The organism is Buchnera aphidicola (Stegophylla sp.) (assembly GCF_005080785.1).
Lineage (GTDB): Bacteria > Pseudomonadota > Gammaproteobacteria > Enterobacterales > Enterobacteriaceae > Buchnera_L > Buchnera_L aphidicola_AQ.
The window spans coordinates 33,405-44,636 of sequence record NZ_CP032998.1; the positions used below are offsets into that span (position 1 = coordinate 33,405).

The 11,232-nt window shown below is 24.2% G+C and carries 10 protein-coding genes and 4 tRNA genes; 3 read left to right on the forward strand and 11 right to left on the reverse strand.

What is annotated here, in order from left to right:
• Window positions 1-25 precede the first annotated feature (25 nt).
• From rpoB to D9V79_RS00185, 11 genes are all read right to left on the reverse strand, one after another.
• Window positions 26-4,051, reverse strand: coding sequence for a DNA-directed RNA polymerase subunit beta (rpoB, locus tag D9V79_RS00135; RefSeq protein ID WP_158351524.1), 4,026 nt, complete (start codon window positions 4,049-4,051; stop codon window positions 26-28).
• Window positions 4,052-4,316: 265 nt separating this feature from the next.
• On the reverse strand, window positions 4,317-4,685 hold the full coding sequence (gene rplL / locus D9V79_RS00140) for a 50S ribosomal protein L7/L12 (protein WP_158351526.1): 369 nt from the start codon (window positions 4,683-4,685) through the stop codon (window positions 4,317-4,319).
• Between the two features lie 68 nt (window positions 4,686-4,753).
• Window positions 4,754-5,254, reverse strand: coding sequence for a 50S ribosomal protein L10 (gene rplJ / locus D9V79_RS00145; RefSeq protein WP_158351528.1), 501 nt, complete (start codon window positions 5,252-5,254; stop codon window positions 4,754-4,756).
• A gap of 102 nt (window positions 5,255-5,356) precedes the next feature.
• Window positions 5,357-6,061 carry a 50S ribosomal protein L1 gene (rplA, locus tag D9V79_RS00150; protein ID WP_158351531.1) on the reverse strand — a complete coding sequence of 235 codons (705 nt, stop codon included), beginning with the start codon at window positions 6,059-6,061 and terminating at the stop codon, window positions 5,357-5,359.
• Entirely contained in the window at window positions 6,062-6,490 is a 429-nt protein-coding gene (rplK, locus tag D9V79_RS00155) for a 50S ribosomal protein L11 (protein WP_158351533.1), read from the reverse strand.
• Window positions 6,491-6,548: 58 nt separating this feature from the next.
• Window positions 6,549-7,097 carry a transcription termination/antitermination protein NusG gene (nusG, locus tag D9V79_RS00160; RefSeq protein ID WP_158351535.1) on the reverse strand — a complete coding sequence of 183 codons (549 nt, stop codon included), beginning with the start codon at window positions 7,095-7,097 and terminating at the stop codon, window positions 6,549-6,551.
• Window position 7,098: 1 nt separating this feature from the next.
• On the reverse strand, window positions 7,099-7,305 hold the full coding sequence (gene secE / locus D9V79_RS00165) for a preprotein translocase subunit SecE (protein WP_222836877.1): 207 nt from the start codon (window positions 7,303-7,305) through the stop codon (window positions 7,099-7,101).
• A 338-nt stretch (window positions 7,306-7,643) separates the two neighbouring features.
• Window positions 7,644-7,717, reverse strand: a tRNA-Thr gene (locus D9V79_RS00170).
• 8 nt (window positions 7,718-7,725) lie between these two features.
• Window positions 7,726-7,800 (reverse strand) — tRNA-Gly (locus D9V79_RS00175).
• A 21-nt stretch (window positions 7,801-7,821) separates the two neighbouring features.
• Window positions 7,822-7,904, reverse strand: a tRNA-Tyr gene (locus D9V79_RS00180).
• Between the two features lie 24 nt (window positions 7,905-7,928).
• Window positions 7,929-8,001: transfer RNA gene (locus tag D9V79_RS00185), tRNA-Thr, on the reverse strand.
• A 325-nt stretch (window positions 8,002-8,326) separates the two neighbouring features.
• Between D9V79_RS00185 and D9V79_RS00190 the strand changes: the two genes are divergently transcribed.
• The 3 genes from D9V79_RS00190 to D9V79_RS00200 all read left to right on the forward strand — a co-directional run.
• A complete protein-coding gene (locus tag D9V79_RS00190) occupies window positions 8,327-9,223 on the forward strand; it encodes a methylenetetrahydrofolate reductase (protein ID WP_158351539.1) in 897 nt (298 codons plus the stop codon).
• A 40-nt stretch (window positions 9,224-9,263) separates the two neighbouring features.
• A complete protein-coding gene (locus D9V79_RS00195; protein WP_158351541.1) occupies window positions 9,264-10,040 on the forward strand; it encodes a hypothetical protein in 777 nt (258 codons plus the stop codon).
• A 17-nt stretch (window positions 10,041-10,057) separates the two neighbouring features.
• On the forward strand, window positions 10,058-11,232 hold a 1,175-nt coding region (locus D9V79_RS00200; protein ID WP_158352152.1), incomplete at its 3' end, for an argininosuccinate synthase.

Consider the following 11,232-nt stretch of genomic DNA (forward strand, 5'->3'; position numbering starts at 1 on the left):
AATCATTTATAAATAAATATTTTATTTATTCATCGTTAAGTTCAATATTAATACCTAAAGATCGAATTTCTTTTAACAAAACATTAAATGATTCCGGAATACCAGGATTCATATGATAATTACCTTCTACTATATTTTTATATATTTTACTTCTTCCATAAACATCATCTGATTTTACAGTTAACATTTCTTGTAATGTATATGATGCTCCATACGCTTCTAATGCCCAAACTTCCATTTCTCCGAATCTTTGGCCTCCAAATTGCGCTTTTCCACCTAGAGGTTGTTGAGTAATTAAACTATATGATCCAGTAGAACGAGAATGCATTTTATCATCTACTAAATGATTTAATTTTAACATATACATATAACCTACAGTGACTGGTCTGTCAAATTTTTCTCCTGTTCGCCCATCAAATAGAGTAATTTGTCCTGATTCTGGAAAATCACTTAATTTTAATAATTCTTTAATTTCTCTTTCTTTTGCTCCATCAAATATTGGTGTTGAAACAGGTAAGCCATGTTGAAAATTACGTGCTAATGTAATAATTTCAGAATCTGATAAATTTTTAAAATTTATTTTTTGCTGAATATTTTCTCCTAAATCAAATATTTTTTGTATAAACGAACGTATTTTATAAATTTGAACTTGATGTTTTAACATTTTATTAATTTTATCTCCAATACCTTTTGCTGCCATACCTAAATGAGTTTCTAAAATTTGTCCAATATTCATCCTAGAAGGAACTCCTAATGGATTTAAAACAATATCAACAGGAACTCCATGTTCATCATATGGCATATCTTCAATAGGATTAATTTTTGATATAACACCCTTATTTCCATGCCGTCCTGCCATTTTATCACCAGTTTTAATTTGACGTTTAACTGCTAAAGATACTTTAACAATTTTTAATATTCCTGGAGATAAATCGTCTCCTTGAGTAATTTTTTTTCTTTGTAAAGCAATAATTTTATCAAAATTTTTCTTAATTTTTTTATATTTTTTATCAATATTATATAATTTTTGTTTATAAACTTTATTTTTAATATTAAGACTAAACCACGATTCTGGTTTTAATTTATTTAAATCATCATTTTTAAAAAATGATTTTATAAGTATTTTTTTTGCTTGATTAAATAAACTATATGTAATAATTTTAAATTCTTCTTCTAAATTTTTTTTACTTTTTTGTAAACGTTTTTTTTCAATTTGTATAGTTCTTGCATCTTTTTTAATTCCATCTCGTGTAAATATTTGTACATCAATGACTGTTCCTACTATTCCATTCGGTACTCGCAAAGAAGAATCTTTAACATCGGATGCTTTTTCACCAAAAATAGCACGTAATAGTTTTTCTTCTGGAGTTAATTGATTTTCTCCTTTAGGAGTCACTTTACCGACTAAAATATCTCCACTTTTCATTTCTGATCCGATATTTATAATTCCAGATGAATCTAATTTTAATAAATCTTTTTCATTTATATTCGGTATATCAGCACTAATTTCTTCTGGACCTAATTTAGTATCTCGAGCAATACATGAAAACTCTTGAATATGTATAGTAGTAAATTGATCTTTTCTAATAATATTTTCTGATATTAATATAGAATCTTCAAAATTATATCCATACCAAGGCATAAATGCTACTCTCAAATTATGACCTAAAGCTAATTCTCCTAAATCAGTTGATGGACCATCTGCGATTACATCACCTTGATTAACTTTTTCATATAATTGAACACAAGGAATTTGATTGATACAAGTATTTTGGTTGGACCTAAAATATTTAATTAAATTATAAATATCAATTTTAAAATCGTCTATATTATGATGATCTTGAGAAACTTTTATAATTATTTTAGCTGAATCAACATATTGTACTATTCCACTTCTTTTAGCAATTATTGTTACACCTGAATCAATTGCAACAGATCTTTCTATTCCAGTTCCCACTAATGGTTTCTCTGGTTGTAAATTAGGAATAGCTTGTCGTTGCATATTGGCACCCATTAATGCTCGATTAGCATCATCATGTTCTAAAAACGGTATTAAAGCTGTACCTACGGAAGCAATTTGTTGTGCAGAAATATCCATAAAATGAACTTTTTTCACATCAAATAAATTAGATTCACCACGATGTCGACACATAATTCGTTTATCAATAAAGTGATTATTCTCGTCAATACGAGAATTAATTTGTGCAATTATATATTCTCCTTCCTCTATAGAGGATAAATATCGAATATCTCGTGTTACAAAACCATTACATATTATTTGATATGGTGTTTCTAAAAATCCATATTTATTAATTCTAGAATACATTGATAGAGAATTAATCAATCCAATGTTAGGTCCTTCTGGAGTTTCAACAGGACAGACTTTACCATAATGAGTATCATGTACATCACGTACTTCAAAACCAGCTCGCTCACGTGTTAAACCACCCAATCCTAATGCTGAAATACGTCTTTTATGTGTAATTTCCGCTAAAGGATTATTTTGATCCATAAATTGAGATAATTGACTAGAAGTAAAAAATTCTTTAACAATTGATGAAATGGGTTTAGCATTAATAATATCTTGGGGTATTAAATCATTTAAATCTTCTCCAGATAATCGTTCTTTAACAGTTTTTTCAACACGTACTAGACCAATTCTAAATTGATTTTCTATCATTTCCCCAACTGATCTTACTCTTCTGTTACCTAAATGATCAATATCATCAATATCATCTTTTCCATTACGTATATTAATTAATTTTTTAATAATATCAATAATATCTTGTTTATTTAATACATTATCTCCTTTAATGTTTTTACGAGAAATAGATTTATTCAATTTCATTCTACCTACTTCTGAAAGTTCATATTTGATATCAGAAAAAAATAAATTCGAAAATAATTTTTTTGCAGTTTCTAACGTTGGTGGTTCACCAGGTCTCATAATTTTATATATTTCTATCAATGCACTACTTTGATCAAAAGTTGTATCAATATTTAATGTATTAGATATATAGGGACCATGATCAATATCATTAGTAAAAATAGTTTTTATCCATTTAAATTTTAATTTCTGTATCTCGTGTATACTATGTAATGTTAATGGATTATTTGCTGATATAATAACATTTTTAGTTTTTGGATTTACATAATTTTCACATACTATTTTACCTACTAAATAATCAATAGGAATTTCTATTAATTGTACTTGATCATTTTGTAATTTTTTAATATGTTGAATAGTAATTCTTTTACCTTTAGTAATATATGTAACATTATTATATATAATATCGAAAGATGTTATTTCCCCTCTTAATCTTTCAGGAACTAACTGCATATATATTTTTTTGTTTACTAATTGATATATATTTTTTTTAAAAAATATATTTAAAATTTTTTCTGTACTATATCCTAAAGCACGAAGCAACATACTAACTGGAAATTTTTTACGACGATCAATACGAGTAAATAAATAATCTTTAACGTCAAATTCAAAATCTAACCATGAACCTCGATACGGTATAATACGAGCATTATATAAAATTTTACCCAAAGAATTAGTTTTCCCATTATCACTATCAAAAAATACTCCTGGACTACGATGTAATTGTGATACTACTACTCTCTCAGTACCATTAATAATAAAAGTTCCATGAGGTGTCATCAATGGAATATCACCCATATATACTTCTTGTTCTTTAATATTTTGAATAATAATTGTTTTGTTTTCTGATTTATATGTTATGAATCTTACTTGTACACGTATTGGTGCAGAATATGTCATACCTCGAGTTTTACATTCAAGAACATTAAATATATTTTTTCCTATTTGATAATTCATATACTGTAGTTCTGCGTTTCCATGATAACTATAAATAGGGAAAATTGAGCGAAACACAGATTCTAATCCTATTGTACCTGTTAAATCTTTCGTAATGAATTGCGAAAAAGAATGTATTTGCATGTTGAGTAGGTATGGAATATTAATAATTTGAGGATGTTTTTCGAAATTTTTACGAATTCTTTTTTTCTCTGTACGAGAATGCACTTCTTATATCCTTAATTAACTATTTGATTGTAACAAAAAATATGAATTATATTTTTATTACAGTCATTAATAAAATGAAAATTTTTTTTATTATTTAATAAAATTTTATACATACAATTTAGCATCCTTATTGATTATTAATCATTACATGATAAGTATTTTATATTATTATATCATATAATATTTATTGTTAAAATCATTATATTAATAAGCTGGTGATATTTTCACCAGCCAAGGTATAATAAATCATTAATTTTATATATTACTATTTAATCTCAACTTCAGCACCAGCTTTTTCTAAATTATCTTTTAATAATTCAGCATCTTTTTTGTTTATTTTTTCTTTAATAATCGTTGGAGTTGATTCTACTAAATCTTTTGATTCTTTTAATCCAAGATTTGTTGCACTACGTACAGCTTTAATAACTGATATTTTATTTTTTCCAATAGATTTTAATAATACATTAAATTCAGTTTTTTCTTCTTTTATTTCTTGATTTGGTATATTTGTATTATTTATTGGTATTTCAGAAGAAATTCCAAATTTTTTTTCCATACTAGCAATTAAATCAACAATATCCATAACAGACATATTAGAGATTGTTTCTAATATTTGTTCCTTAGTGATTAACATAATAATATTCCTAACAATAATGTCATTATTTTATTTCATTTACAATAAAATATAAATAAAATAATTTTTTATTTTATTGTACATTTTTTTTCTTTTATTTTTAATAAAACAAAAAATAATTTTCCTATTGTTGAAATTTTAATAATTCTGATTAATTGTGCAACCGCATCATTATATGATGGTAAATGTGCAATACGATCAATTTCTGATAGTGATAATATTTTCCCATGTAATACAGCAGCAATGATTTTAAAATATTTATTATTTTCTTGAAAATTTGTAAATAATTTTATTGCATTATCTTCATTATGTATAGAAAATGCAATTAAAATAACACCATGTAAATAATTATTTAAACATTCTAAAGGTGTTTTTTTAAGTGATATTTTTAACAATGTATTTTTTACAACATAAATTTTAATATTATTTATTCGGCTATTTTTACGTAGTTGAGTAATTCGATTTACATTAATTTTTTTAATATTAGCAATAATTGTAGATAATGATATATGAGCCATTTTATTTATTTTAGAAACAATATTTTTTTTTTTTTGTATACTTAGTATCATATATTTTAAATATCCGTGATATAAAACTAAAATATTTATTGCTAAATATAAATCATTTTTAGAATATAATTTGTTTTTATATACTTATTTGATAAAAATATATTATTTTTTTATTTCATTTATATTATCTAATTGAATTGATAGACCTATACCCATAGTAGTAGATAATGTTATTTTTTTAAAAAATATACCTTTAGATTGCATAGGTTTTAATTTATATAACGAATGTAATAATTGCATGAGATTTTCTTGTATCTGTTGATTAGAAAAATTTATTTTTCCTATAGTAGTGTGTATAATTCCATTTTTATCATTTTTATAATGTATTTGTCCTTTTTTTGCATTTTTTATTGCTTCTACAATATTATTGGTAATAGTGCCTGTTTGAAGATGCGGCATTAATCCTTTTGGTCCTAATATAGGCCCTAATTTTCCTATAATATTCATACTATCAGGAGTTGCAATAACTATATCAAAATTAATTTTGTTATTTTTAAAATAATCTATTAGTTCATGTCCACCTACTATATCGGCACCATGGTTTTTAGCTTTTTGAATATTATCTCCTTGTGTACATACAGCAATTTTCACTTTACGGCCAAGACCATGAGGAAGAATAACAAATCCACGAATATTTTGATTGGATTTTTTTGCATCAATGCCTAAGTTAATTGCGACATCGAAACTTTCAATAAAATTTTTTGTAGAAAATTTTTTAAGTAAATCAATTGCATTATATACATTATATTTTTTTTTAAAATCGATTTTATCTTTTATGTTTCTGATTTTTTTTTTTATTTTAATCATTTAATCCTCTATCTTTAAACCCATTGCCTTTGCAGTACCATGAATAGATTTTTTCATTTTATCAATATCAGATCCTGTTAAATCTACTGATTTAATTTTTGCAATTTTTTCAATATCTGACCAAGTGATTGTACCAACATAATCAATATTCGGTTTATGTGATCCTAGTTTAATACCAGAATATTTTTTTAATAAATAAGATGCAGGAGGAGTTTTTGTAATAAAAGTAAAAGATCGATCAACATAAATTGTGATAATAACTGGTATAGGTATTCCTTTTTCTAATGTTTCTGTTTTATGATTAAAAGATTTACAAAATTCCATAATATTAACTCCTTTTTGTCCTAAAGCAGGTCCAATTGGTGGACTAGGATTTGCCATACCAGCAGGAATTTGTAGTTTTATATATGATTGTATTTTTTTAGCCATAATATCTCTTTAAATGTTATTAATAAAATAAAAATTTTGCGTTTATTAAATTAAATTTTTATATATTTTTTTTTACTTGTTCAAAATCTAATTCTATTGGAGTTGATCGTCCAAATATCGATACTAAAACTTTTAATTGATTTTTATTATAATCTGCAGTTTCTACAACACCACTAAAATCTGCAAATGGACCATCTTTAACTTTTACTATTTCTCCAATTTCAAACAATATCTTAGGTTTTATGATAGGTTTTATTTGATTGAATTTATATATAATGTTTTTTATTTCATGATCATTTATATATGTGGGTTTATTTGGCGTACCTCCAATAAATCGAATAACTTTTGGAATATTACGTACTATATGCCAACTTTTTTCATTCATGAACATTTTAATTAAAATATATCCTGGAAAAAATCTATATTTTACTTCCTTTTTTTTTCCGTTATTTATTTCGATTACTTTTTCAGTTGGAATCAAAATTTTTTTAAATAATGTGTTTATTTTTTTTATCTGAATTTGTTGTTTAAGTTTTCTTACTATACTATTTTCACATCCTGAAAATACTTGTATAACATACCATTTCATATGATAATTATCATACATGCTAAAACCTTAACTTAATAATTAATGCAATAATATAAAATATTATTCTGTCTATAATCCATAATAATAAAGATATTATAATACTAGTAAAAATTATAATAAATGTAATTTGTATTGCTTCTTTTTTATTTAACCAAGAAATTTTTTTACAATCTATATTAGATTCATAAATAAAATTTATAATTTTTTTTTTTAATTTCTTAGACATCATTGTAATAAAATTTAAAATTAATGTAATTGTTATAGAATATTTTAAATATGTAATATTTTTAAATAAATAATAAATCATTACATTTATTATTATAAATAATGTAATTCTTAACCACCATTGTTTTTTTTTTACATTTTTTTTTTTTTATTTTGAATATTCATGAGTAACCTTATAAACTATTATATATTTTATTTTAATAATAAATTGTTTATCTAATTTAATATTAATAAAATATTTTATATCTATTTTATTTTTTTTGGCACAATATTGTTAACTAAATAAGAATACTTATTTAAATATTAAACAAATAATTTTTTATAATAATATTGTGAACATGCTGATACCCAGAATTGAACTGGGGACCTCATCCTTACCAAGGATGTGCTCTACCTAACTGAGCCATATCAGCTGATTAATTGGAGCGGGCAGCGGGAATCGAACCCGCATTATCAACTTGGAAGGCTGAAGTAATAACCATTATACGATGCCCGCAAATTTTATTATTATTTATATTGGTGGAGGAAGGATTCGAACCTTCGAAGTCAATAGACGACAGATTTACAGTCTGCTCCCTTTAACCACTCGGGAACTCCACCATATTTTATATATTATGTATATAATGCCGGCTACCGGAATCGAACTGGTGACCTACTGATTACAAGTCAGTTGCTCTGCCTGCTGAGCTAAGCCGGCTGGTAAAAAATATATAATATCTATAACTATATTATATATTACTTTTATAAAATAATTTATGCAACATAAAATGTTAATTTTATAAAAATATTTTTTAATATACAATATAATTTAAAATATTTGTAATTTTAAAATAATGATTATATATTTAAAATTATTAATCATATTTTTATTATTAAATAACATATATACATTTATATTTTACATTTATGTTTTATAATATTAATAAATATTTATTAGATAAAAAAAAGGTTATGATAATATTTTATTTTCAATATAATTCATGATATTACTATAAATTTTAAATATTGGTAAATAAAAAAATATGTATACTTTAAATAATTATATATTTGAAAATAATATTTTTCATACTACTTCAAAAATTCATGTTTCATTTGAATTTTTTCCTCCGAAATTAAATACTATAAAAAATAGTAGTTTTTTTTATGCTATCAAAAAATTAAGTACTTTAAAACCTGATTTTATATCAATTACTTGTACTTCACGAAATGAATCTTATAACCATACTTATAAAACAGTTTTAGAAATACAAAAAAAAATAAATATTAAAATTGTACCACATATGATATATTCTAATACTACAACTGAAAAAATAAAAAGAATAGCGAATAAATATTGGCATCATGGAATTAATAGTATTGTTGCATTACGAGGAGATTATATAAATAAACCAAATAATTCTTCTTTAAAATATGCTTCGAATTTAGTTATTCTATTAAAACAAATTGCTAACTTTGATATTTTTGTTGCTGCATATCCTGAAGTACATCCGGAAGCATATAATGCTCAATCTGATTTAATATATTTGAAAAATAAAATTGATTTAGGTGCAAATCTGGCTATTACACAATTTTTTTTTGAAGTTGAACATTATCTTAGATTTCGAGATCGATGTGCTGCTATTGGTATTCATGTTGATATTATACCTGGAATATTACCTATTATAGATTTTCAACAATTAAAAAAATTTGCATCAATGACTAATGTATATATTCCAAAATGGATACATACTATGTTTGAAGGAATTAATAGTAACGATCAAAATATTAGTAAAATGATAGGATTATCTATATCAATAAATATAATTCAACAATTATGTAAAGAAGGTGTTCGACACTTTCATTTTTATACCTTAAACCAATATGATATAACTTATACGTTATGCCATATGTTGGGTTTAAGAAAATATAATAATTTATAATTATTAATAATTATTTAACATTTTATATAGAGTACTTTATATGCAAAATATATTAATCATTAAATTAGGAGGATCATTATTATATAATGATGTCTCTATAAAACGTTTTTTTGATACACTACAATCATATTATCATACATATCGAAAAAATATTTTAATTGTTCATGGAGGAAATTTTTGGATTAATAACGAAATAAAAAAATTGGATTCTTCAATATCTCATAATCCAGATAATGAGAATACAATAAAATATTCTAATATTAATTTAAATTTTAAGGTAAATATGTTCTTAAATACTATTAATAATTATATTACTGAATGGGCAAAAAAATATTATATCAATGCTATGGGATTATGTTTAAATTATAAAAAATATTCACATGTCAATCAAAATAATATTTTTCCTTGTTACAATTCATTAAAATTAATTAAATATTTATTTTCATACAATATTATTCCTATTATTAATCCTTCTGGCATACATAAAAACAATAATCCTTCAGTAGTAGAAATTCCTTCTGATATTGTTGCAATGTCATTAGCAATCATGTTAAAAGCTCGTTTGATTTTTTTAACTGATGTTAGTTCTATTTTAGATGGAAAAGGAAAGTGTATTAAAAACATTACACCATTAGAAGCTAAAAAATTAATTCATCAAGGTATTATTACAAATGGTATGATAGAAAAAATTAATGCAGCAATACGTGTTTCTTATTGTTTAAAACAATCAGTATGTATTTCTGGATGGCAAGATTTAGAAAAATTAAAATCATTATTACAAGGCAATATTACTGGAACTCAAATTTCTTTTATTTAAATTATTGGATTGTTGTTATGAAAAAAAAATATATTGGTAAAATAGTTTTAGCATATTCTGGAGGATTAGATACTTCAGCAATTATTCCTTGGATAATAGAAAATTATTCTTTAGAAGTTATAGCATTTGTTGCTGATATAGGGCAGAACGAAAAAGAATTAAAAAATATTCACAATAAAGCTTTATTATCTGGTGCTACAGCTTGTTATATTAAAGATTTAAAAGAAAAATTTATTAAAAATTATATTTTTCCGGTATTAAGTACTGGTGCATTATATGAAGGTAATTATTTATTAGGTACAGCTATGGCAAGACCAATTATTGCTAAAGAACAAGTAAAATTAGCTAATAAAATTCAAGCTATTGCTGTATGCCATGGAGCTACAGGAAAAGGTAACGATCAAGTACGGTTTGAAGCTGCATATGCATCTTTAGCACCATATTTGAAAGTCTTAGCTCCATGGCGAGAATGGAATTTATCATCTCGAGAAGATTTAATAAAATATTTACAAGATAGAAAAATTCCAACAACTACTTCTATTAAAAAAATATATAGTAGAGATGAAAATATTTGGCATATTTCAACAGAAGGAGGTATTTTAGAAGATACATGGAATGCTCCTATTGATGATTGTTGGGTATGGACGAAAGATCCTGTTAATGCGCCTGATATTCCAGAATATATTACTATTAAATTTAAAAAAGGATTTCCAGTTTCTATAAATAATCAATTATTAAATTTAGTACAATGTTTAAAAAAATTAAATAAAATAGGCAAAAAACATGGTATAGGACGTATTGATATTGTTGAAAATCGTTTAATAGGTATGAAATCACGAGGTTGTTATGAAACACCTGGTGGGACAATTTTAGTTCATGCACTTAAAGCACTTGAACAATTAATATTAGATAGACATAGTTTTCAATGGAGAGAACAACTTGGTTTATCCATGTCGTCTATAGTTTATAATGGATTATGGTTTTCTCCTATTCGTAAATCAATACAATCTGCTGCACGTGTTTTCTTCGATTTAATAACTGGATGTGTAGTATTAAAAATATATAAAGGGAATGTTATTCCAATACAAAAAAAATCTAAACATTCTTTATACTCTAAAAAATTTGCAACTTTTGGACAAGATAATGTGTATAGTCATCATGATGCCCAAGGATTTATTAATTTATTTACATT

Coding starts and splice junctions, on each gene's coding strand:
- rplL (WP_158351526.1), bottom strand. CDS start 4,685: ATGTTAATCACTAAGGAACAAATATTAGAAACAATCTCTAATATGTCT.
- D9V79_RS00195 (WP_158351541.1), top strand. CDS start 9,264: ATGCAAAATATATTAATCATTAAATTAGGAGGATCATTATTATATAAT.
- nusG (WP_158351535.1), bottom strand. CDS start 7,097: ATGTATGATAATTATCATATGAAATGGTATGTTATACAAGTATTTTCA.
- rplA (WP_158351531.1), bottom strand. CDS start 6,061: ATGATTAAAATAAAAAAAAAAATCAGAAACATAAAAGATAAAATCGAT.
- D9V79_RS00190 (WP_158351539.1), top strand. CDS start 8,327: ATGTATACTTTAAATAATTATATATTTGAAAATAATATTTTTCATACT.
- rplJ (WP_158351528.1), bottom strand. CDS start 5,254: ATGATACTAAGTATACAAAAAAAAAAAAATATTGTTTCTAAAATAAAT.
- rplK (WP_158351533.1), bottom strand. CDS start 6,490: ATGGCTAAAAAAATACAATCATATATAAAACTACAAATTCCTGCTGGT.
- secE (WP_222836877.1), bottom strand. CDS start 7,305: ATGTCTAAGAAATTAAAAAAAAAAATTATAAATTTTATTTATGAATCT.